This window comes from Nocardia terpenica, from assembly GCF_013186535.1.
Taxonomy (GTDB): Bacteria; Actinomycetota; Actinomycetes; order Mycobacteriales; family Mycobacteriaceae; genus Nocardia; species Nocardia terpenica.
This window is the reverse complement of sequence record NZ_JABMCZ010000001.1, coordinates 716317-739124: the sequence shown is the minus strand read 5'-3', so window position 1 is coordinate 739124 and position 22808 is coordinate 716317. Positions and strand designations below refer to the sequence as shown.

At 67.7% G+C, this 22808-nt stretch carries 17 protein-coding genes; all 17 read right to left on the bottom strand.

The features are described from left to right. Positions 1 to 10: 10 nt before the first annotated feature. The 17 genes from HPY32_RS03280 to HPY32_RS03205 all read right to left on the bottom strand — a co-directional run bounded on the left by HPY32_RS03280 (position 11) and on the right by HPY32_RS03205 (position 22251). Positions 11 to 688, bottom strand: coding sequence for a hypothetical protein (locus HPY32_RS03280; RefSeq protein ID WP_082870955.1), 678 nt, complete (start codon positions 686 to 688; stop codon positions 11 to 13). After that, complete coding sequence (locus HPY32_RS03275) at positions 685 to 2079, bottom strand: type IV secretory system conjugative DNA transfer family protein (RefSeq protein WP_156674212.1); 1395 nt, start codon at positions 2077 to 2079, stop codon at positions 685 to 687. Before HPY32_RS03275 ends, HPY32_RS03280 begins: the two co-directional genes overlap by 4 nt. Continuing rightward, the gene (locus HPY32_RS43770) at positions 2076 to 2570 is read right to left on the bottom strand and encodes a hypothetical protein (RefSeq protein WP_067583111.1); all 495 of its coding nucleotides are present in this window, start codon (positions 2568 to 2570) and stop codon (positions 2076 to 2078) included. Before HPY32_RS43770 ends, HPY32_RS03275 begins: the two co-directional genes overlap by 4 nt. Continuing rightward, on the bottom strand, positions 2567 to 4069 hold the full coding sequence (locus HPY32_RS03270) for a putative type IV secretion/conjugal transfer ATPase (RefSeq protein WP_067583109.1): 1503 nt from the start codon (positions 4067 to 4069) through the stop codon (positions 2567 to 2569). The genes HPY32_RS43770 and HPY32_RS03270 overlap by 4 nt, the downstream gene beginning before the upstream one ends. Beyond that, entirely contained in the window at positions 4066 to 5640 is a 1575-nt protein-coding gene (locus HPY32_RS03265; protein ID WP_067583106.1) for a hypothetical protein, read from the bottom strand. The genes HPY32_RS03270 and HPY32_RS03265 overlap by 4 nt, the downstream gene beginning before the upstream one ends. Next, on the bottom strand, positions 5637 to 7814 hold the full coding sequence (locus HPY32_RS03260; RefSeq protein ID WP_082870954.1) for a hypothetical protein: 2178 nt from the start codon (positions 7812 to 7814) through the stop codon (positions 5637 to 5639). Before HPY32_RS03260 ends, HPY32_RS03265 begins: the two co-directional genes overlap by 4 nt. 9 nt (positions 7815 to 7823) lie before the next feature. Next, a complete protein-coding gene (locus tag HPY32_RS03255; RefSeq protein ID WP_082870953.1) occupies positions 7824 to 8414 on the bottom strand; it encodes a DUF8175 domain-containg protein in 591 nt (196 codons plus the stop codon). A 172-nt stretch (positions 8415 to 8586) separates the two neighbouring features. Further along, the gene (locus HPY32_RS03250) at positions 8587 to 9039 is read right to left on the bottom strand and encodes a hypothetical protein (protein ID WP_156674210.1); all 453 of its coding nucleotides are present in this window, start codon (positions 9037 to 9039) and stop codon (positions 8587 to 8589) included. Further along, entirely contained in the window at positions 9036 to 10427 is a 1392-nt protein-coding gene (locus HPY32_RS03245; protein ID WP_067583100.1) for a P-loop NTPase family protein, read from the bottom strand. The genes HPY32_RS03250 and HPY32_RS03245 overlap by 4 nt, the downstream gene beginning before the upstream one ends. Further along, entirely contained in the window at positions 10424 to 11458 is a 1035-nt protein-coding gene (locus HPY32_RS03240) for a C40 family peptidase (RefSeq protein ID WP_067583095.1), read from the bottom strand. The genes HPY32_RS03245 and HPY32_RS03240 overlap by 4 nt, the downstream gene beginning before the upstream one ends. A 65-nt stretch (positions 11459 to 11523) precedes the next feature. After that, entirely contained in the window at positions 11524 to 14610 is a 3087-nt protein-coding gene (locus HPY32_RS03235; RefSeq protein WP_067583091.1) for a TniQ family protein, read from the bottom strand. Then, a complete protein-coding gene (locus tag HPY32_RS03230) occupies positions 14607 to 15653 on the bottom strand; it encodes an AAA family ATPase (protein WP_067583086.1) in 1047 nt (348 codons plus the stop codon). The genes HPY32_RS03235 and HPY32_RS03230 overlap by 4 nt, the downstream gene beginning before the upstream one ends. Further along, positions 15650 to 17710 carry a TnsB C-terminal domain-containing protein gene (locus tag HPY32_RS03225; protein ID WP_067583083.1) on the bottom strand — a complete coding sequence of 687 codons (2061 nt, stop codon included), beginning with the start codon at positions 17708 to 17710 and terminating at the stop codon, positions 15650 to 15652. Before HPY32_RS03225 ends, HPY32_RS03230 begins: the two co-directional genes overlap by 4 nt. Continuing rightward, complete coding sequence (locus HPY32_RS03220; RefSeq protein ID WP_231951480.1) at positions 17707 to 18606, bottom strand: TnsA-like heteromeric transposase endonuclease subunit; 900 nt, start codon at positions 18604 to 18606, stop codon at positions 17707 to 17709. Before HPY32_RS03220 ends, HPY32_RS03225 begins: the two co-directional genes overlap by 4 nt. Continuing rightward, positions 18606 to 20471, bottom strand: a complete 1866-nt coding sequence (locus tag HPY32_RS03215; protein ID WP_156674209.1) for a cutinase family protein — start codon at positions 20469 to 20471, stop codon at positions 18606 to 18608. Before HPY32_RS03215 ends, HPY32_RS03220 begins: the two co-directional genes overlap by 1 nt. 137 nt (positions 20472 to 20608) lie before the next feature. Further along, positions 20609 to 21448, bottom strand: a complete 840-nt coding sequence (locus HPY32_RS03210) for a hypothetical protein (RefSeq protein WP_067583077.1) — start codon at positions 21446 to 21448, stop codon at positions 20609 to 20611. Then, the gene (locus tag HPY32_RS03205; protein ID WP_156674208.1) at positions 21445 to 22251 is read right to left on the bottom strand and encodes a DUF8176 domain-containing protein; all 807 of its coding nucleotides are present in this window, start codon (positions 22249 to 22251) and stop codon (positions 21445 to 21447) included. The genes HPY32_RS03210 and HPY32_RS03205 overlap by 4 nt, the downstream gene beginning before the upstream one ends. Between the last annotated feature and the right edge of the window lie 557 nt (positions 22252 to 22808).

Below are 22808 nucleotides of genomic sequence, written 5' to 3'. Positions count from 1 at the left end.
CGACGGGTGGTCATGGCCGTCGCCTGCTGCTGCGTTCGGGGATCCAGCCGCCGGCGATGCGCGAGTACACCCAGACGCGGCCGTCGTAGCGGACCGCGACGGTGCGTCCGGCGGCTTGGATGGATTGCGCGGATTGGGTTGCGATGAGTTCGGCCATGTCCTCGTCGCCGACGAGTTCCGGTCCGGTGGTCTCCTCCGGCGCCGCGGGGGTCAGCGCGGGTTCGGGTCGGTCGGCGAGGTCGTTGTCGACGAAGTCGTCGAATCCGGGATGCGTGGGTTGGGGTTGGGTGCGGTAGCCGCAGCGTCCCGGGCCGCAGCTGGAGAAGTCGCTGATGCGGGTGAGTTGGTCGATGGCTGGCCAGAGCCATTGCTGGTGCCAGGCGATGAGGTCTTCTCGGGGTGTGTCGTGTTGGTCGGGTCCGGGGAGGTAGGCGGCGTGGTGTGCGGCCATGAGCGCGGTGAGCGTTTCCACGGCGCTGCCGTGCCGGTACCAGCAGGTGGGGACGCGGCTGCCGAGTTGGTAGCGATGCCGCAGCCAGTCGACCCAGTCGGCGAGTTCGCGCCACAGCTGTGCGGCGGCGTCGGTGTCGAGGTCGGCCCAGCTGAATCGGCACGCGCCGTCACGGCTCCTGCTTCGATGGGGCCGGTCCAGCGTCGCGTCCTGCGGTGTGTGCGGTTCGACGGTCATGGCCGCCTCGCTTCCGGTGCATCGAGCCGCAGCTGTGGCTGGACTTCGCCTGTGGTGACGATGGTTTCGAAGGTCTCCAGCGCCGCCCGAACTTGGCGTTGGGTGCGGGGGTCGTCCCATACGCTGGGCAGCCGCAGCACGGCGGCGGGGGCGTGGCGGTAGATCAGCAGCCCTTGGTCTTCGTCGAGTTCGCGGATTTCGTCGGCGCGCAGGACCGGTTCGTCGCGTTGGGAGTAGCTGCGGCCCATGGTCCGCGACAGGCTGGCTTCCCATTGCTTGCGTTGTCCAAGCAGCCGCGAGACGGCTTCGAGTTCGTCGCCGCGCAGACCGGGCAGCAGCAGCATGGCCGGCGGTGACTGGCCGAGCATGCGCCCGCCGATCTGGCCCCAGCGCAGTTCGTTCTGGGATTGGTTGTGCGCGAATGCCCAGACGGTGATGCCTTTGCCGCCGCTGTCGGTCATGATGCTGGGTAGTTCCGGGATGGGCGCGACGTTGTTGACTTCGTCGAGCACCAGCCGCACGGGCGGGTCGAGCCGTTTGCCGGGCCGTTTCTGTGAGGCGCGGTCGGCCACGTGATGGATCTCGGCGGCCAGAGCGGCCACGAATGGCGCCATGCTCTGTGACGTGCCTTTGGACAGCAGGTAGAGCGTGTTCGCGTGCGTGGTGTCCAAGACGAACGATTCGACGTCGAAGGACTCCGCGCCGGGAACGTCCACCGCGGCAAGCATCTTCGGTGAGGCGAGGGGTTCGAGCAGGCGTGCGGCGGCGGCCAGGACGTCGTCGCTGGATTCGGAGGTGGAGCCTAGGATCTGTTCGAGTTCGGCGGCCCAGTCGGGTAGGTGGGTACCGAGGATGTCGACGGCGGTGCGGTTGGTGCGGCTGGGCACCCAGACGCGCACGTCGCGGATCGAGCGGTCGTCGAGGGCGGCGGCGTGCAGGTAGCAGCGCAGCAGGGTGGCGGCTTTGGATTCGAAATACCCGCCGTTCTTGGTGCCTTCCAGCGGCATCGCCTTGGTGAGCGCTTCGGCGCGGCGGATGGCCACGTCCGGGTCCGCGCAGCCCGACAGCAGTGACCATCGGATTTTCCCGGGCCATCCCGAGAGGTCTTCGGGGTCGAACACTGCGATACGGCCCCGTGTCGCGCGGTCGAGGAATGTCGCCGCCATCAGATCGGTTTTGGTCGAAGTGGCGGCGACGAATCCGGGTGCGTCGCACACACGCTGGTAAGCCAGCCGCCAGGTCTTGCCGGATCCGGTGGGGCCGTAGACGATAACGCCGTCTCGAGGTGACAAGCACACCCAGGATCGTGGGTCGCAGGCCAGGACCCCGACCCGGACGGTCAGCCGGTCCGGCGCTACCGGCCGTCGGCGCAGTCGATTCCGGAGATTCATCGCCGCCACCTCCGTCGATACCGGCGTGGCTCGCGCCGTGCTTGTTCGGGGAATTCGGCGGCGGATTTGCGGGCGGCGGTGTGTGGGTCGAGTCCGATCCTGCGCAGGTCACCCCGGGTTGCCAGCCCGAGACGGCGACGGCGGTGCCGACGGCGGGAGTCGATTTCGGCGCCGACGATCGCCACCGCGCTGCACCAGGCGATGGCGACGACGATCATGCAAGGCCAGGTCAGCCAGCCGGGACCGGGTCGCGGGTCGGCTGGCCACGCGGCGGCGGGATCACCCCAGTGTTCGGTCAATCGGGCCAGCGTGGGGGTGAGTTCATGCCAGCCGGGAGCGGCGGGGCCGCGCAGACACAGCAGCGCAGACAGTGCCCCGCCGCCGAAGACCGCGACGAACCCGCCGCAGACGATGTGCAGGGCGAGCACGAGCCCCGCCGGAAGAACCGGTTCCATGCGGATGGGGTTGGGTAGCGGCCGTTGGGTGGTCATGCTGCTTTGCCCTTCACGGCACTGTCGGTGTCGGTGAGAGCGACCTCGAGCGGGGATCGGATGTGCTGCAACAGAAATGGGTCGCGCCGCCCGATCTTGACCAGAGCTTGGCCGCGGCCCAGCCGCATCAGGGTTTCCTCGGTGCCCGGTGGGAGCCGGTACATGTGGCAGGTTTCGCGGATGTCGTCTTCGCGGCCCTGCCCCATGAGCACGACGATCGAGGCTTCCTGCATGAGCGCTCGGGCCGGTGACTCCCCCGGCAGATCGCTGATGTGGTGGAACGCCGATACGGTGCACAGACCGAGTCCGCGTGAAAGTTTCATGTTCGTCTGGAACACTTCGCCGGTGCTGCCCTGGGCGACATGCCAGCCTTCTTCGACGAGGAGAATCGTTTGGGCGAAGCGCGAGGAACGGGCGGCGAGCCGGTTGGCCAGCCAGGTGTTGATCACGGTCATCACGACCCGCAGTGCGGGCCCGTCGGTCGGCAAGGCGGACAGGTCGAAATGGACCAGGGGGTGGGTGTCGAGGCTGTCGCGGATTTCCGGGCTGGTTTCGGCGTCGACCAGTCCTTTGAGGTCGCGGTCGGCAAGTCGCAGCAGCGCCAGGCCCGGCTCGACACCCCATTCGAGACCACGGTCGGCCCATCGACCGCCGACGGTGTCGAAGTCGCCTGTATTCGGATCAAGCAGTCGCATCGCCAACTCCCGGATCACCGGGGCGCGGCCCTGGTCGCGAGCCGCAGAGTTGACGAGTTCGAGCGCGAGCCCGACCGCGGACTTCTCTCGTTCATCGAGTTCGCGGCTCATGCTGTCGGCCAGCACCGCCAGCACAAGCGCTTCCTGGCCGGCGGGCACGATGCCCGACAGGCCGCCGACGTGTTCGCCGCCGGTGCTGATTGCGGCGTCGAGCAGGTTGACGCATGCTCCGCCTCCGCCGGTTTGGAAGCGGATCGATGCGGCGCCCAGCATCTGCGCTATCGGGGTGTATTCGCCAAGGCCGGACTGGGGTTTCTTGTCCAGGATCACCACTTGGCGGTCGGCGATGAGTTGCCGCAGCCCGAACGCCGTCTTGATCAGCGCGGACTTGCCTTGGCCGATGTCCCCGATCACGCAGACATTGATGCCGGAGATTTCCTCGCCGTACAGGGCGAAGGGGTCGAGGATCTCCAGTTCGCCAGAGACAATGTTGAGTCCGGCGACCACACCTTCGTAGCGGGAGGCGCGGCGGCTGCCTGCGAGGTTGAGCGCTTCGGCTTGCCGGGTGGTGGTCCATGCGCCTTCGGGGCGCTGCTCGTACCAGCCGTATTTGTCCAGCAGGCGACGCCGTTTGGGGGCAGCTCGTCGACCGAGACCGACTCCGTCGGTCGAGGGCACCGCGGTGTGGTTTCGGTTGCGACTTGTCCGCAGGCGTAAATGGTTGGCGGATCGCTGTTTCGGTTCGCGGTGGACCTGCGCGGCGCGTTGTGTCCGGGTACGGCGGATGCGGGATCGGCGGGTCATCGGGTGTGCCTCGTTTCGGCCAGGCCGCGCCCGAGCGGCAGGGTGGCGAAGAGCGCGACGTCGTGATCGCCGTCGCACCAGTCGATTTCGGCGAGCGCGGACTCGCCCGCGGCTTCGGTGACCCGCAGACAGGCACGGTCGAGGTCTTCGCTGTCGCGGCCGGTCACCGCGATCGCGATGGCGTAGATCGCGCCGTGGTGCCCGGAGCCGGGCATCAGGTCGTGGCGGCGGCGATCGGAGGCGGAGGCCAGTACTTCGGCGGAGCCGTCGCTGATCTTGCCTTTCGCGGCCTCTTTGAGTTTTCGGGCTTCGTCAGCGGTGAAGTCGCCTTTGGCGGCGAGGCGCGCGGTGTGTGCGGCGACGAAGTCGATGCGCACGCTGATGGTGCGGATCGTGGGCATCGGTGCGGTGTCGTCGTCGCCGGGGTCAGCTTCCACACCGCTGAGCAGCGGTGCCAGCCACAACGGGCCGAGCGGGACGGGTTCGATCGCCCGCGGCGGAATGAACCCGACCCGGGTGCGCCACCCACTGTGCTCGCCGACCGCGACACTGTCGCCGCCACCGACATAGCTGGGCCAGCACGTGTCCCAATCCGAGTCGGCGTGGCGGCCCAGCCGGAAGTCGGGGTCCACGCAGGCCCGCAGGACCGCGCAGGCACGTTTACGGCCGTACATCTCGACCCGTCCCATGCCCGCCAGGGCGAGCAGACGCGCTGTCCGCTCGGTTTCATCCCGGATGACCTGGGCGATGCCGCCTTCGATCGGGGCGTTCTTGGCGCGGGCCGCGCGGGCGGTCGCGGCCATGAACGCGTCGGTTTGCGGAATGCGCAACACTACGAAGACGCGGTGTTCCTCCGCGAGCGGGGCGAGCACGTCGATCAACGCGCCGTAGGACTCGACGGCGGGCAACAGTCGTTCATCCGCGAGCCGTCCGACCTGGTTTTCGGCCCACCGCTGATGCGGGGTCATGTCCAGCGGCACCGACCGATGCACGAGTTGGATGCCACGGACGAACGAGGACGGGCGAGCAAGTTGGGCCTGCAGGGCACCGAACGCCGCCGACGTCGCGGCGTAGGCGGCGTCACCCCGCAACCCGGCCGCCACCCCTTCAACCGCGAGCATGACCGTAAAGACCGTGCGCTCACCCGGGTTGGCGGTGCGCAGGATGAACATGTCGTCCAGGCCGGTGCCGGTGACGTTGAGCGGGCTGGTGTTGCCCAGCGGGACCGGCATCTCCCAGCCAGGATCGCGCTGCGGGTCACCGTAGGCGGGGTCGGCGGGGTTGCGGTAGATGTGTTCGCCGCGGCGGCGCCTGCTCCAGGTCCGCAGTTGATGGGTCCGCAGCGACGCCCAGGAGCGTTTGCCGCCGAACTCCATCGTGGCCGCGAACACCGCGACCAATTCGACGGCGATGGTGACCAGACACCAGGCGGCGCCGCCGCCGATGACATAGGTGGCGATCGCGGCCAGGATCGAGCATCCCCACGTGATGAGGACGGGTTCGGATAAACCGAGCCAGGAGCGACGGGCGATTTCGCCGCCGAGCAGGTAGGTGCGTTGTTCGCTGCTCATTCTTCGGCCTCTCCGGGCGCGGCTTCGGCGACGCCGCGGCCCTTCTGCAGGGCAGCGGCGGCACCGGCCGCGGCGATCGGGATGGCGGCGACACCCGCGGAGGCGGCGGACGAGGCAAGAGAGGCGGCGGCACTGGCACCCTTGCCGAGTCCGGCCGCGAGGCGTGCGCCTGCTCCGCGTTCGGTCTTTTCGCCGCCGCTCTTCGTGCCGATGGTGTCGGTTCGGCGGGTGCCCATGGTGTCGCCCAGCCGGGCTTCGGTCGGGCTGCGTCCGTCGTTCGAGTCGGCGGTACGCCACTTCGGGTCCGCGCCGTCGCCGGTGTCCCCCCGCCCGCCCTTACCCTTTTGCGGGTCGGTGCGGGACCGCGACGCCCCCTGGTTGGAGCGTCGCCATAACTCCCTCGAGCCGAGGCCGCCGATCGCGCCTGCCATCAGCGAGCCGGAGTGCCCACCGAATCCGTTGGCGTCGCTGCGTGAAGGCAGCATCGGCGCGTACTTCAGCAGCGACCACGGCGCGAGCCCGACGACGATGAACGCGACCACGACCAGGCACAGCTGTCCGAGCGTGCCGAGATTGCCTTGCCCGGCGGCCTGTCCGGTCAGGCCCGCGTTGATAACGCTGGTTTCCACAGCCAATAGCAGAAATAGCAGCGGCTTGGAAATCACCAGGGCGATGAACAGCAGCACCGGCCGCAGCGCCTTGCTCCGCCATTTCGGGTGGACCCACATCCCGAATCCGATGCCCGAAGCCACCGCGAGAGCGGGCAGAGCCACCGCGTGCATCAACAAGCCGAAGAACACTGCGAGACATCCGGCGATCAGCAGCAGAAACAGCATCAGGCCGACGATCACCCCGCCCGGCAGACCGGGCGCAGTGAGTTGGCCGGTGAATTTCTGCAGGTTGGTAACCATGTCGCCCATGTCAGGGCCGGAGATGTGCACGACGCTGTCGGACATGGCATTCGCGGCGCCGACGAGCAGTTGAGCGCAGAACGGCGCGAACAGCATCAATACGATGCCGGCGGGAAGGTATCCGAACAGATCCGCGGCAATGGTTTTCGCAGTTTCTCCTTTGGACGCGGCCCGCCACAGCGCCAGCAGCGTCATCAGGCCCATCACGGCGACGCCGAGACTGGTGGACAGGGCGTACCAACGCAGAAACCAGCCTTGGCTGGGGTCGAACGTGCCGACCGCCGCGAGTCCGTGCAGGACTTTGGTGGACAGGTCGACGGCGGAGGCTTTCGCGGAGTTGGCCCAGTCGTCGATCACCGATTGCGGGTCGGCGACGAACTTGACCACGCCGGGGATCGCGGTGCCGAAGAACCAGCTGAACGCGTGGACGAAAGCGCTTCCGGCGGCGTAGATCCCCGAGTCGTGCATGAACTCGTCGACCCGGTCGCTGAAGGACGTGTTCTTGTCGATCCAATGGGCTGTTCCGGCGAACACGTGGGCCACCCGGGTATTCCAGGCGACGCAGCGCTGTTGGTCGTCGCTGGGCGCGTCGGCTTGGTCGCAATTGACGAAGAAGGCGTGGGCGCAGTAGCTTCCGGGAATTCCGCCGCCGCAGGGCGCGGTCCACGCCTTCTCCGGCACATCACCGAATCCGGGCGTCTTGCGCATTTCGGTCATCGACTGCTTGTCCGGCGCCGACGCCCACACAAAGCCCCACGTGTTCCACTGCGGGGTCGCCCATCGTTTGAGATCGTCGGCGCATGCCGGTTGCGGCAGGGCGTAGCCGGGATCGCCGGACGGGAACACCCTCGGCAGATAGTCTTTCGGCGGTTCACGGCCGGCGTCGACGTCGGCGTTCAGGGGCGGGTCTTGGCCCGCCAGTCCGCCCGGCGTGAACGAGCCGATTCCGAGCAGCCTCTTCTTTTCATCGTCGGACATCGACCAGTAGATGAGGCGATCCTCCACGGCCAGCGCGGCATTGATGTAGGCGCCGATGTCGCCGCCGCGGTCCTTGCAGACTCCGGTGAACCACGGTGCCGCTTTGAATTCGGCTGTGCCGCCGACGAATTTGCGCAGGTCGGCCGGGAACCCATGCGGAAGTGCCCCTGATGAGGGTGCGATCGGGCCGGGTGAGGGGTCGGCCGACGCGACGGCCGCACCGCCGAGCGTCAGCGCCGCGATCGCCGTGACGATCAGGAGCAACAGGTATCGCCGCATCATCATCGTCTGCCTTTAGTCGACGTAGAAGGTGTAGTAGCCGCCGAGCAGGGAGTGGGTCAGCGGTGAACCAGAGCCCGGCGCCACGACCTCGTCGGGTGTGGGTCCGGTGTGGGTGGTGAGGTCTTTGGCTTTCCAGTCGCCGTGTTCCCAGGTCAGCGACACGCTGGTCGAGGACCACAGCGTCATCACCGAAACCGGGTCGCCGGGGGTGATCGAGCCCCGCGACACCGCGACGGTCCACACGTCGACCTGTGCAGAGCCGCCGGACAGCGACTCGACGCTAACCGCGGCGGGCAACACGTTGAGCACGTTGCTGTCCTGGCCGCGGCCGGCGGCGATGTCCAGCGATCTCGCCAGGCCGGGACCCGGCGTGGACGCCACCAATGCCGATCGCGCTGCGCCTGCGGAGATGCGGCCCTGGCCTGCTTGGGTCAGTGCCTGAACGATGTTCACCGCGGCGGTCGCCGCTCCCGCCCGGTCGTGGCTGTAGCCGCTCGGGACCCCGGCCGTGATCCGGGTGGGGCCGTGCGCGGCGCGGACCTCAGTTCTGGTGCCGCTGTGCCCGCAGGCATGCAGAGACAGCGCGACCACGACGAAGATCACGACAGCGGCGACCGCTGACAGAAGCCACCGGCCGTTGATCCGTCTGGTTGATCCGGTTCCAGGTGTCGCGGCAGTCGCGGGCTGTGTGGACGGTGTCGTCGCCGTGTCGGGTGACAAGCCACCGAATCCCTTGGTGCTCATTGATTTCTCCTCCACCTTCGGCGGGGCGGGGTCAGCCGCCGACGACGAACAGGACGGTGCCGATCAACGGCGATGCCAACGCGACCAGGCCCAGCGCGATGAGGGCGTCTTGGAGCTCCTCCGAGCCTTCGGCCAGGTCGTTGGTGTAGCCGCGGGATTTGGCCCGGCGGACTTTGAAGGCGCCGACGATGACGCGCACGACACAGCCGACCAGGATCAGCGCCCAGATGAACGCGACGATCCGTTTCCAGGTGGAGTTCATCGCGTCGCCGAACAGGCCGAAGTCCGGTGCCACGCCACCAAGGGGATTGGGGATCGCGGCTGATGCCGATGCGGCATCGAGCAGCAGCCACATTCCGGCTGTCAGTGCCGCGCACGCGGCCCGGCGCGTCAGCGCGCACATCCAGCGCAGGCAGGTGACGGGTTTCATGGTGGGCCTCCCGTGGGGTCGATGGGTTTGGTGTGGCGTGGCCATGTCGGTCACCGCCGCCGGCTGTAGGGGCGTCGGTCGCGGGGCAGCGCGACGCCTGCGCGCGGGCAGTCGCTCAAGTTCCCCGGTGTCCGGCACCGGCCGCAGTGGGGCATGTCGCAGGATTGGGTTGGCGTGCTGTAGGTTTCGGGCAGGTACGCGGCCTCCAGCGGCGCGCCGCTGCGTGAGAGGGCTTCGGCCAGCCCGTCGGCGACTGCTGCGGCGACATGTGTCCATGCCCGGGTGGTCACTGCCGACAGGCGGCTCCATACGATGCGGTCGCCGCCGGCGAGTACCGGATCCAGTGGCACCGGCAGGATTTGGGTGATTCCGGCGTGGTCGAGCGCCCCGAGGACCGCGTCACGCGCGGCCGGGTCGGTGGCGGTGCCCTCTGCCAGGGCGACTACCGCGCCGGTCGCCAGGTCGCGGCGCCCGCGGGCGGCGATGGTCTCGAGCATTCGCAACGCCATGTAGGTGGCGTCGCGTCGGCACACCAGCGGCACGACCAACTGGGTGGCGTTCTCGATCGACCACCCGAAGGACTCGGCGCGGTCGTTGTCGCCGGTGTCGATCAGCACCATCGATCGATGCCGCCGCAACACCGCCATTATCGCGGCGCATTCGTTGCGGCCGATCAGCTGTACCAGGTCGCCGGCCTGGTCGGAGGCCAGCACTTCGTCGAGCGTCGGCTGCAATCGCAGAAGCCTCGCCAGACTCGCCGCGTCGGCGTTGGCCGAGCACAGTGCGCGGGCATTCGCCAATACGTCGGACACCGTCGGATCGGTGTCAAGGGTCGTGGCGGCGCGCGCGGCCAAGGTGCCGCGGGCCTCGTTGTTGTCCCAGGCCACGACTCCGCCGCCGCGATACAGCCCGAATACGTTGGCCAGTATCAGGGTTGCCGGTGTCACGCCGGTGCCGCCTTTGGGGTTGGCGACCATGATCACCGGGGTACCGGGCAGAGGTTGACGGATGTGTTCGATCGCTCGGCGAAATGCCACTTCGCCGCCGCCCTGGACGGGGCGCAGACGCGTGACTCTCAGTGCGTTCAACCGTCCGCGCCAACCCCATTCGGCGGGGTCCATTTCGACTCCGTCGGCGTGTTTCAGCACCGCCGGGCTTGCCTGCCCGCCGGTTCTCGCGTGTGCGCTGTCGGGGTGGGCAGGTCGCAGATTGTGTTCGCCCACCCCGTACGGGTCCGCGACCTCGGTAGCGTCCGCGTCGACTGGTTGGCCGACGTCATCGCAGTCGGCGTCGTGTTCGTCCGGCTCGCTCGCAGCGACAGTGGGCCGCAGCCGCTGGCGGCGCAGATCGACGACTGCTTCGGCGTCGTATTCGGTTGGACTGCTTTGTTGTTCACCGATCGTGGTGTCGGGTTGCGACGGTTGGGGTTGGTCGTTGTTCATCCGAACCTCCTGACTGAGGCATTGGGTCCCAGGAATGCGACAGGCGAGATCTTCACGACATCGCCCGGTTGGGGGGCGTGCACGACGTTTCCGTCGCCGATGTAGACAGTCACGTGTTCGGGCGCGTCCCCCGGCAGGAACACGAGGTCGCCGGGCTGGACCGCCGACAGCGGCTCCGGTGTTCCGCGGGAGTCATGGACCTGTTGCTGGCTGGTGCGCGGCAAGATAATCTGCCCGCCCGATGCCACAGCGATCGCGCGCATGGCCAGACTGGAGCAGTCGAATCCGGCTGTCCCGCCGTGAGGTGCGGTCGGCCCGTCAGCTCCGCCGCCGCCCCAGACGTAGGGGGTGCCGCGCCAGCGCAGCGCTTCGGCGACCACGGCGGCACCGAACGCGTACGCATGGGCGGCAGCGGGGATCGCACGTACGTAATTCAGCGTTTGGCTGTTCTGGCAGACCTGACCCTCGCGCAGAGTCTCCTCGGGCCCGCAGTTGTACATCGACAGCCACAGTTTGGTGAGGTCGCCGTGCAGCTTGCCTTGTGCCACCCCAGCTTTCGCGATCTTGGCGAGTTCGCAGTCGTAGGTGCCCTGGGTCATGACCGCGTCCGGGATGCTGTGTGGGTCCTTGCGGCCGGTGCCGTCCGCGTCGACGGCGTGCGCGGCCCAAGTCGCGGGCATGAACTGCGCGGGACCGACCGCTCCGGCCGGACTTTGCGCGTCGGGGTTGAACCCTGATTCCTGTTTCAGCTGCGCGGCCAACAGCGGCGCGGTCACTTCCGGACACAGCGTGGCGGCGCGTTCGATCCACGGCTCGAACGCCGGCGGAACCGACCCGGGCGCCAGCGCGGCTGCCGCGGGCGAAGGCCCGCAGCCGCTGCCGTACCCGGTTGGGCCGAGCAGACCCATCGCGGCTTCGCGAGCGTCGCCCCTGGGCATGCCGGGCAGACAGTTCGGGTCGTTGTGGCGTCGCCCGCCGATGCCGATGATCAGCATCAGGACCGCCAAGCCGATCAGGCCGACGACTGCCAACGGCTTGCCGCCGGACAGCGCTGTCCCATATGTAGGTTCCCGTCGTAGTTGGCAATTTTGATTCGTCATGACCGGCTCGAATCTGGTTGCTTCTCAACGGTTTGGCGTTGGTGTGTTCTCACCTTTCTGGCGTTTTCTCGTATTTGGTTGTTGGTGAGGGCTCGTTGGGCTGCTGTGCGGCCGTCGGGAGTGAATCGGTAGTAGGTGCGGCGACGGGTGGGGTTGGGCCGTCGTGCGGCGCATCGGGCGCGGTAGGTGGCCTCGTCCTCAAGCTGGCTGGTGAGCCATCCGGCCTTGTGGAGGCGTTCGAGGGCCTGGTAGACGGTGCCCTCGGTGAGTCCGGTGCGGTGCAGCACCGCGAGACCGTAGGACTGCTCGCCGGGGGCGTGGAGCAGGTCGTTGAGGATTACCAGCGTGCTTTCGGCCGCGATGCGTATTGGACGTATGGCGAGGTCGGCGAAGATCTGTTCGTAGTCGCGTTTGCGTTGCTGTGCGGCAAGTTGTTTCGCGGTGTCGGCGGCGGAATACCTTCGTGGGGTGTGGTTGTCGGGGTGTCGGGGTTGCCGGGCCGGTGTTGGTGAGGATGCGTCCGCTCGGACTGCTTCGATGGCTGCGGGAGTTGGCATAGGCATGGCCTTGGTGCCCAATGCTTGGAGCATCAGCTGTTGAACGTTGTCGGTGTCGAGGTCGGCCAGCAGCGCTTGCCCCAGCGTGGTGGGGTGTTGGGGTGTGCGTCGGTCGGCGCGCTGGAACAGGGGGCCGCCTATCTGCTGTTCGAGTCGCTGGAACTGCGCGAGCAGTGCTGTGTGTGTGCCGAGGTAGGCCATGGCAGTGGCGAGGTTGGGGAACGCCATGGCGATCTGGAAGCGGTGCAGGCGAAGCCAGCCGCCGAGTTGACCTTCGACCGCGGTTCGGACGCGTGCGGGCACGGTGTGGTCGAGGGTGCGCAGGTATTCGGTGCGGCTGTAGGTGCCTTGGGGGCGGGTGGGGATGGCGAACCGGTGCAGCGCGTAGTTGATGGTCTGCTGGTCGGTGCCGAGTTCGGTAGCGATGTCGGCGCTGGTGCGCAGCCGGTCGCAGTACTGTTCACGCAGCCATTGCGGGTTGAGCGGGAACGCGTCGGCGGCTTTGCGCAGGGGGATGCCGAGCTGTTTGGCGACGCGGCTGACACGCCGTGCACCGAATCCGGTTTCGGTGGCGATATCGCCGAGGTTGCGTCCGCCGCGGAGGTATTCGCGTTCGAAGTACTCACGGGTCAAGACCCTGGCGGCGTCACGGTCGCGGTGCCAGGCGGCGGGTGAGGCGCTCTTTTGTTGCAGGTGAGGCCGGTCCAAGCCCTCCATCGCCAGCCGGACGTGGTCGATGTGGAGGCCGAGGGCCTCGGCGACGTCGCCGAGGCAGCGGTGTTCGTCGAAGACGAGGCGTCGGATTTGATCGGTGTCGAGATCGGCGGGATCGATGCCGGGTAGCGCGAGGCCCGCGGCGAGTGCGGTGGGTGGTGACCAGGTGAGGGGTTCGTTGATGCCCAGCTTCACGAGCAGTTGCTGCCCGTATCGGTGCAGCTCGCAGCGCAGCTGCGGGGTGAGGTTGGCCAGGAAGGTGATGTAGCTGGTGCGGTCGGTGGCGTCTCGAAAGGTGAGTGGGTGTCGTTGGTCGGCCAAATCCGCGCCGGCGAGCAGCTGGTGGGGGTGACGTTGCGCGAACCGCAGACGGCCTCTGGTCGGGTCGCCTGGGTGGGCTCCGGCCGCGCAGGCCACGTCGCGCCATTGCTGCCAGGTGATCGTTTTGGCCGGGAGGAGTTCGCGGCGGCGTTGGTAGTCGATCGGTGAGCCGGTGGTGTCGAGGTGGTCGGCGATGCGGCAGAGCAGGGTGATCACGTCGGTGACGGCGGATCCGGTGGGTAGTTTCGCCATGCCTTGCAGCACCTTGGTGAGGTTGCCTGCGGAGATTCTCGGGTTCAGTAGCGTCGTGTAGTCGCCGGTGGGGTGGCTGCCGGGCAGGAGTAGCAGAATGCTCAGCGCAGCACGGAACCGTTCGGCGTTGAGTCTCGAGGCTGGTAGCAGTCGTGAGGTCCAGTCCGGCCACAGCATTTGCGGTATCGCATGCAGCCGGGGTGTGGTGTCGTGGGCGGTGTGGGTCGCCGAGGTGATGGGGCTTTTGAGCCGCAGCCGGGTCATCGCACCCAGGTCGGGGTCCATGGCTCGGACGAATCTGCTGGGGAACCTGCCGTTCATCGGCTGCCAGCGCCGGAAGTCGATCCCGGCTGGCGGGAATCGTTGTGGGCGTGGGTTGTTCGCCCAGATCGTGCGAATGAGTGTGATAGCGGGCTGGTCCGGGTTGTCGAGGAGGGTCCTCGCTCGCGCCAGCAGCGCGGCGGTCAGTGCGGTGTCGAGGTAGGTCGGTGTGCCGTCGCTGTGGTAGGTGGTGGCGCTGCGGTCGGGGTTGATCGTCTGCGCGTCGGCGAGCGCGCCGTCCAGGTCGCTGGCCAGCAGCCAGGAAATGACCGGCAGCAGGTCGGCTCCGGAGAGCGCTGGATCGCGGGTCTGTGCTGCTGGGGCGGCGATGAGTTGCTGGACCCAGTGTTGGTTGTCGAGAACGGGTTTGGGTGCGGCTCGCCAGTGCGCGGCCGACAGGTCGGTGCCGCAGCGCCCGCGTGGTGGCGCGACGATGTGGGTGCAGGTCGAGGCGGGGACGGGGTCACGCCCGCCAGCGAACAGACTCCGTGGCGTGTCGGCGCAGGCCGGGCAGGTGTCGAGCAGCAGCGCGTGGTGTTGGGGGCAGGCGAGTTGCCATCGTGATCGCCAGCTCAGCGGCCAGCGGCCGTTGCTGGCGCTCAGGCATTGGGGGCAGAACCGGGAACGACCGGAGGCGAAATTGTGTGTCGCCCAGGACCGGTCGCGGCCCGTGGCGGCGTCGAGCCGGTCAGCGGGCAGCCCGGCCATGTGTTCCAGGTGCCGCAGGATTGTAGGGTCGGTCGTTGTGTTCAGCAGGTGCCGGGTGCGGCGCAGGTCGTAACCGGCGCCGAGTGCTTGCAGCAGCACCTGCGGCGAGGTGCCGTTGCGGCGGGCCAATGCCTCGATCCAGGAGTCCACGGCTTCGCCGTCGATAATGTCGACCCGCAACGGCAGTGTGGTGATGGCGATGTCGTTCATCGCGTCACCACCTTCGGGGTGTCCGTTCGGATTGTGCGTGCGGCCTTTTCGGCTGTCTCATCGATGCGGACGGTGTCCAGCAGTTCCCGGGTCAGGGATTCGGTGCCGGTGCGGATCGCTTTGAAGCAGCCTCGGTTGATCAGAGTCATCAGTGATCCGATATGCCCACCGGTGCGGGCGAATAGATAATCCATGTGGCGGCTGAGCTGGCCGGGACGCCGCCGGGTCAACACGACCTGGCGGTCGACGGCCTTGATCAGGGCGTGCCAGTGCTCGTCGTGGTCGAAGGGTTCCACCGTCAGCCGGGTCCAGCGGCGCCCGCTCTGGGCGAGGGCGGCCTGCGCGCCGGTGAGTCCTTCCTCGAAGAACCGCCGCTCGCCCAGCCCGACCCCGGCATAGATGAAGGTGACCGGCAGCTCATTCGCCAGCCATTTCAGGTGGTTGCTGACCGCCAGACCGTCGCGGGAATCGTGACGGATGAAATGGATGTCGTCGATGATGCCGACGCGGGTGTCGCAGGAGAGCACGCAATCGGTGGCGTAGCTGGCCAGCTGCGCGGCGCTGGCGCGTTCGGCTGCGGGATGACCGTAGAACTGGCAGATCATCTTGTTCAACGTGCGCAGTGTGGTGTTCGAGGTCAGCCCGACCCGGAATACCGGAATGTGTTCGTGGCCTTCGTCGGTGAGCTCACCGCGGCGGCGTAGCGCGGCTCGGTGGAAATCCCGGCCGAACAGGTTCACGATCGTGGTCTTGCCCAGTCCGGGATAGCCGTCGATCACGGCCGCGCCGCGAACCCGGTCGGGGTCTTGGCGATTCGACGCCACGATCACGTCCAGTTCGTCGCGGACCGTGATCAGCTGGGGTGTGGCGATGGTGCCGAAATTCGCGTGCCAATCGCAGCGGGTGTCGTTGTAGTCCGCGATCGCGTCGCAGCCCAACGCCGCCAATGCTTTCGGGGTCATGGCCTCGGGGCGGGTCCGGGCGCGGGTGTCGACGAAGCGGCGCCACCCTTGTTTGCGTGAGAGGCTGTAGGCAGTATTCATGGCAGCACCTCCAATGCGTCGTCCCAGAAGCCGTCGGCGACGTCGCCGCCGTCGAGTTCGGGGTCGTCGAACACCTCGTCCTCGGTGTCGTCGTCACCGTGGATCTGCGTGACCGGTTCCGCCGTCGTGACGGCGGGGGCAGGCTCGGCTGCGGTGAGCTCGGCGAGCGCTTGGATCCCGCTGCGTTCGGCCGACAATCGCGCGGCCATGCGTCGCTCGCGTCGATCGATCACCTCCCCGGTGCTCCAGCGACTCAGCACCTGCGCCAATGCCTGCACCGGGTCGGCGAATCGGTCGGTGGCGGTGGCGAGGTCTCGGGCGTAGCGGGCGGCTTCGGCCGAGAACGGGGTGTCCAGCATGGGGGCGTGTTCCCAGTCCAGGCGATGCCAGCTCGCGTCGGCGGGGTCCTGGAAATAGACAACTCGCACGTCGTCATCGTTGACCCGCACCGGCCACTTGCCGGCGGCGATGCCGCCGTAGTCGCTGCGCCGGTTGCGGTAGAGATCCAGCGCGGCCCCGTTGTAGCGGCGGCCATCGATCTCGACGCCGTAGTGCTGGATCGTGCGCCACGCCACTCGCAGGAACTCCAACACCAGTTCCGGTGCCGCCGGGATGCGCAGCACTCCGGCCTTGGCCAGGCCGACGGCGAACATGTCGTTGGGCGACAACGCCACTCGCGGCCAGTCCGGCACTACCAGACCGTCATGGGGTGTCCTGTGATAGACCGTGGTGATCCAGTCGCGGATGATGTCTTCGAGTTCGTGCAGGAACAAAAACGCCTGCTCCGGCAGACCGGCGCCGCGGCTGTGCAGGTCCGGGCCCTTGTAGGCGGGCAGGTGCTGGATCAGGCCCTCGCGCAGGGATCGGAAAAATCGTTCGACGGTGGGTTTGTCGGTGGGTTTGCGTGGTTGCGCGGGCTGGATCGAGATGCCCAGCCGAGCGCAGACCCCGATCACATGCGTCGACACAAACGCTTGGCCGTGATCGATCACCAACGTCTCTGGCGGGCACCAGATCTCGCCGTCGGATTCACCGGATTCGGTGAACACCAGGCGATCCGGCAGCCCGTGCGCGGGCCCCAACGCCGGACGCCCCGAGCCGTGGCCGGTGACCGCCTCGAACAACACGCCCGCGACATCGACCGCCTTGGTCGACACCGGCGTGACCTTCAACCCCAGAATCTGGCGGTCGAACAGGTCTTGGGCGACGGTCAACTGGGCCCGCAGCCACCGGCAGGTCACCGGTTCCATCGCGAACACGTCCAAATCCTGGGTATCGAGCACGACATACTCGCCCGGCCGCATCGCCCGCAGCCGCCCGTAAACCCCCGCCGGGCGCTCCGCGATCGAGCGGCGTCCGCTCGCCGATCCCGAGACCGCGTTGGTGCCCTTGGCCAACAGCTCGAGGCGCCGATACGCCGTCGCCTGCGAGGGCACCGCCACCACGCCCGCCCCGTGCTCGCGCTCGAGCCGCTGCGCCACGCGCATCAACAGCGCCGCCCGCGACGGTGTCGACTTATCCACGCCCGCAGCGAATTCCGCACGCACCGCCGCGTCCCAGCGGGGATCCACCGCCGTCCACCGCCCCTTGCGGGACCGGTCGTCGACCAGTCCGGCCTCCCCGGCGCGGCGGTAGGCCGCCGCCCACCGCTGGATCGTGCGCACGCCGATGCCCAGTTCACCGGCCTTGGCCCGGTAGCGATCCGCCAGCGCCACACCCACGCCGTACTCGGATCTGGGCTCACCGTCCGCGGCGGCCTCGGCGTGACCGGCCCGGTAACCGGTCAACACTTCCCGCACGTGCCCGGCCCGCTCGGCTACCAGCTCCCGCTCGGACGCCGACAGCCCGGCCAGAATCAGTCCGGCATCTTCGAAGCCATCGCCGCCCGCGTCGAGACCGCATGCACGAGAAACGAACTCAGCCACCGTGACCGTCGTGAACCGATCATCGCTGTGGCGCAGCGTGACCCGGCGTCCGTCGAACTCGACGATCCGCACCGTCTCACCGTCGAACAGCAACACCACACCCACCGCGACCTGGACCGTGCGTGTATTCATGCCGCCACCACCGTGTCGCCGCCGAGGCGGCGCGCCAGATCCGCGCGCAGGCGCGACTGCCACAGCAGCCCCAACACCACCGGCCGGATCAGCGACGGGCTCGCCGTCCCAGCCAGCCCACGCTCCAGCGCAGCCAGGCTCACCGGCGCCACCGCTGTCTGCAACACCGCCGCCGCCAAGTCCGCGCGCACCGTCATCGGCCGGCGATATCCGGCCAGGAACCGCAGATTCTCCAACACGACTGGGTCCGCGCCGGTCCACACCTGGAAACCGAATCCCCGTAGACCGCACAACTTCTCGGTCCATGCGAACTGCGCTGCCACCGCCGGATCACCCGCCCGCGAGGGCGCTTTCACATCGACCACCGTCACGGCGCCATCGGCGTGAGCCAGCAGCAGATCCGGCACATGCCGCCGCACCCGCTCACCGTCGGGTCCTTCCAGCAGGAACGGCTGCGCCGCTATCGCCACCACCGACGGGTCATGGTCGGCCACAAGCAATCTCGCCAGCTCCAGGCGGCTCTCGTACACCAGGTGCGCGCCGGTCGTGGACGACCAATACCAGCCCGAATAATGCAGACGCCCCTTGTAGGAACGGAACTCCCGCACCGGCAAACCATCCAGCACGTCCCCGATCGGCAACTGCCGCAAGGTCGTATCCGCGAACCGGCCATCATTGCCCCGATAGCGGACCCGCACGTCGGCAGAACCGAAATCAGCGAAACCAGTTGGTACACAAATGTTTTCAATCATGCCGCCAACCATTCCGCCGTCGAGAACGGACCAGTCGCAGACACGCCGCAGGCAATTCTCACCGATCTGGCGCACTCGCCACATCAACGCCAAATCAATGAGAAGACGCCAAGAAAGATGAGAACCTACACCATATTCGTCCATCACACGGCCCCGACTTGTTGGATGCGGCTGGCGAACCAGTCGGTGAGCCAGGTGATGGCGCTGCGGCCGGAGCCGTCAACGACGAAATGGTCGTAGCCCTCGTGCACGCCGCTGGCGAAGAACGAGGCCGCCGAAATTCCGGCGGAGACCAGCTTGCCGAGGTCAGCCAGGCCCTGTGACGCCGAGTTGGTCAGCGCCCCGGCCAGACTCGCCAGATCGGGCGCACCCCCCATCGACGGTGCCGAGCCGCCGGCCGGTGTGGCGTCCAACGCTGCTGCGGGGGTCTTCGCTGCGCCGGTCAGGGTGTTCACTGCGGTGGTGGCGAAACCGAGCAGCGTCGGGGTCAGGCCGAGGAATCGGGAGCCAACATCGAGGAGATTTCCACCGCCGGTGATGGCTTCGGCGATACCCCAGAGTTGGTCCTGCAACCCTCCGACCTGCAGCGCGAGTTCGACGACATCGAGGTTGGCGAGGATGCCGACGACCGCCGACGCGATCTGCGCGATGCCTTGGGGATCGGGGATCAGTGCCAGCAGGTTCGCGACCAGATGCAAGTCGACACCGGCCGCCATTTTCACCAGCGGGTTGCACAGCACGTTCAGCTGTCCGAACTGTTGATGCAGCGCGCGGACCTTGGCAGCCAGGTCCGTATGCCCGTCACCGACGGTCCCGACGATCTCGCGCAGGGTGTCCAGGATTTTCGGGACATTGGTCGCGAAGGCCAGCGTGTTCGTCGCGACGTTCACGACCTGGTCGAACATCGTCGACGGTTTCAGGATCGACAACACTGCTTGTGCCTGTGACAGTGCGTCCGCGGGAGTCGATGTCAATGCCGCAGTCGAGGACGCGAGCGTCTTGGCGGCGCCCGTCAAGTCGCCAGGACCGGCGTTGTTGGTTCCGGACGCCCCGGATGCGATGGCGGCGACCGAGTTCAGTGCCGCACTCAGGTTGCTGTTCTGGGCGGCGGTCAGTACCTGACCGGCCTGCCGTTGTGGTGAACCGGCCGGTGCCTGGGCCAGACCCGCTGTGGTCGAGGGGTTGCCGCCTGCCCACCGTGCCAGGTCCGCCAACGGACGCAGGGTGGACTGCACCGCTGCCGCAGCCGAGGATACGGTGGCGGGATCGAGGTGTTCCGACAGTGCCTGCGAGACAACTGTGTTGATGTTCGACGCCAGTCTCGGTAGGTCTGCGCCTGTGAAGTCCGAGATCAGCGACTGGGTCAGCGCGGTCGTCTTGTCCGGGCCGTCAGTCGTGCCGGAGCTGTCGCTCGGTCCGGACCCGGTCGATGGCCCGGCGGCGGGTCCGGGGGTGTGGCCGGTCAGGATTCGCCCCAGGCCGGCGAGGATCGGGTTGGTCGCGGCGTCGGTGGAGCAGTATTCGTCTCTCGGGTCGCACAATTCGGCGGTGATCGCCGACAGTTGACAGAACCCGCTGGGTCGTGGGCCTTCAATGCCTTGGCCGGTGACACGGGGGCCAACTAGTTTGCCGCCCGCGGTGCCTTGCTTGGGGTCGGCAACCAACCCGACCGCGATCACTCGCTGCGGCGGGATCGGGTCGGAATGACAACCGATCCCGGCGGCGACGTCGCCGATCGCGTCCGCGCCTTGCGAATAGCCCGACAGCACGAATTTCGTTGCCGCGCAACGTCGTGCGATTCCCGTGATTTCCCGCGTCGCGGCAGCGATGCCGGTGGCTTCGCTGTCGGCGTAGGACAGGCCACGGTCCCACGCCGAGGCCGAGTATCCGGGGAATCGGGCCAGGAACCGGCTCCCGAATCGCGCCTGCAGGCCGGTGGCGACCGGTGCGAGCATCCCGACCGGGCGGGCCGGGTCGGCGCTCGGGTTGGTTTCCCACGTTCCGGGCAAGAATATCCCCGCCACGGCAGGGCATCCCGAGCCACCAGCGGCCCCGTCAGCGGGTGCGGCGACTGCGCTGCCGGTCGCAGACACTACCGTCGCGGTGATCGCGGCAACCGAGACCGCAAGAATGATAATCGGGCGGTTCACGGCCAGACTCCTTCGACGATGCGCGCGTACGCGGCACTGGTAGCGGGGGTGAGTTGGTCGACGCTGATCGCCAGACCAGATGTCAGATGCGGGTCGAAGGGAACTTCGAGCACGTCGCGGACCCAGCCCGCGAGGTGGCGGCGTAACCGGTCGGCGACCGGTCCGGTGTCAGGACTCTGGTGCGACACCACCACGGTCGTGTCGGCGACGACGTCACCGCCGAGGTTGTCGTCGAGCCATTGCAGACTCGCACCCATCCGGTTCGCCGCGTCCGCCCGCGCGGGGATGGTCAGGACCAGACAGGTGCGGCCATCGGCGATCAGCGGCAGCAGATGCCGTGACGACACCGGGTACCCACCGTCGTAGACCCCGAAATAGCCCGACAGCGTCAACAACTGCGCGGCCGTGGCCACCGTGGTCCGCTTCGGCAGCGGCGCCTCGTCGCGCCACAGCAATCCCGCGCCCGAACTCGAGCACGACAGCACCTCTCGGCTCACACTGGTTGTGCCGGAGTCGATTCCGGCCAGCCACGACTGCATCGAGACCGGCCGCATCAGCTCGTCCGCGCCGCGCAGCCCGAGGTCGCCGCCGGTCGCGGTCGCATCGACCGCGACCGCGTCGTAGTCCGTCGTGGTCGCGACCGCTGCCGCCAAACCCAACGCCGTCGTAGTGGCACCCGCTCCCCCGCAGCCGCCGACCACGAGGATCGCCGGAACGGACTCCTCCAGCGGGTGTCGCGGCACCAGATGCGCCAAAGCATGCGGCGGAGTCCCTGGATAGTCACTGGCCTCGACCGGCAGGGATTCCCAGCATTCGATATCGAATTCGGTGCTCATCGCTGCGAGATCCCCGTGATCAGGACCCGACCGTCCACGCTGACGGTGGTCACCATCTGCCGGTAGAGCGTCGGCGGTCGAGTGGATCTGGTCTCGGTCACATCGACATGCCAGGCGTCGGTTCCGGCCGGACTGACTACGACGCAGAACTCGGAGCCGGGTGGGATGGAGCCGATGCCCGCCTGAATCACCGCCGCCGCCGCAGGCACTTGTGCGTCAGGGGTGGTCACCGCGCGTGTCGCCGCGCCGCTGCGCTTCGTGTAATACGCGGTTTCGAACGCCATCACCGCGTCGGGTCCCGAGTCGGATCCGCCCGTAGCGGTGCCCTCGACCGTGCGGTCGGTGACCACAGGCACTTTCGGGCAGGCGTCCGCGACCGGCGATGCCGACGCGGCGGTTGCGACCGGAGAGGGCCGGTGGCTAGGCCGTGGTCCGCTCGTGCGGGGGAAATGTGTGACGGACTTGGGAAGCGACAGCGCGACCGCGATCGACAGTGTCGCTGCGCAAGTGGCCGCCGCGATGATCGCGAAGCATCGACGCGCTCCCGTTTGCGCCCGACCATGAGTGCGCCGACTCTCTAGCTCGACCCACACCGCGGTGAAATCCTCAGCCAAGCCAGATGTCGCAGTGTTCAGGCCGGTGAACCGTGCGGCTCTGCTCGACACCGGATGCAGCGAATGCGCAGTTGTGCCTGGACCTGTGTCGAACGCCTGCTGGGCTTGCGCGATGGCTTGCCGGACCGGCGGCGGCAAAGTATCGGCGAGCGCTTGAATTCGCGAGGACGGCTGCGCGGTGCCACGCATGGCGTCATCCCGCAACGTGCTGGCTATGAACCCACGACGAAAACGACGCTTTCCAAGGTCGGATCTCCGCATGGCGGACCCACTTCCACGGCGACCCGCAGGCATCGCGAAGGCCGCAGGCGGAAAGACGCCGTTCGCGGCTCGCTCTGCACCAGGCAGGCTCATGGCGAATGCGCGCCGACACTCGTACCGAACTATCCGTCGATCACGTCATATGTCGGGAAACCACAGCACAACCACGCGTTACGCGCTGCTCATGCTCTTGTGGCGCTACATCCGGATCCGCTACCAGCGATCACCGGGAAACCCCCGAGAAAGGGGCGCACAGCCAATGTAGGACACTTCACACCAATCGCGCAACTCCAAGGCAAACACGCACACAGTTGGACGGATCGCGACGCAGCCTAGGTGAGCACGTAGCCCCCGGGGTCAGCAGTGTCAGGAATTGGACGGCGATGCCTTGGTCGGCCAGCAAGCAGCGGGCAGGGTGCTTGGGTAGGTGAGTGAGCGGCGATGTGGGTTCGCAGGTACGGACGGTGTCTCACCGGAGGACTCCT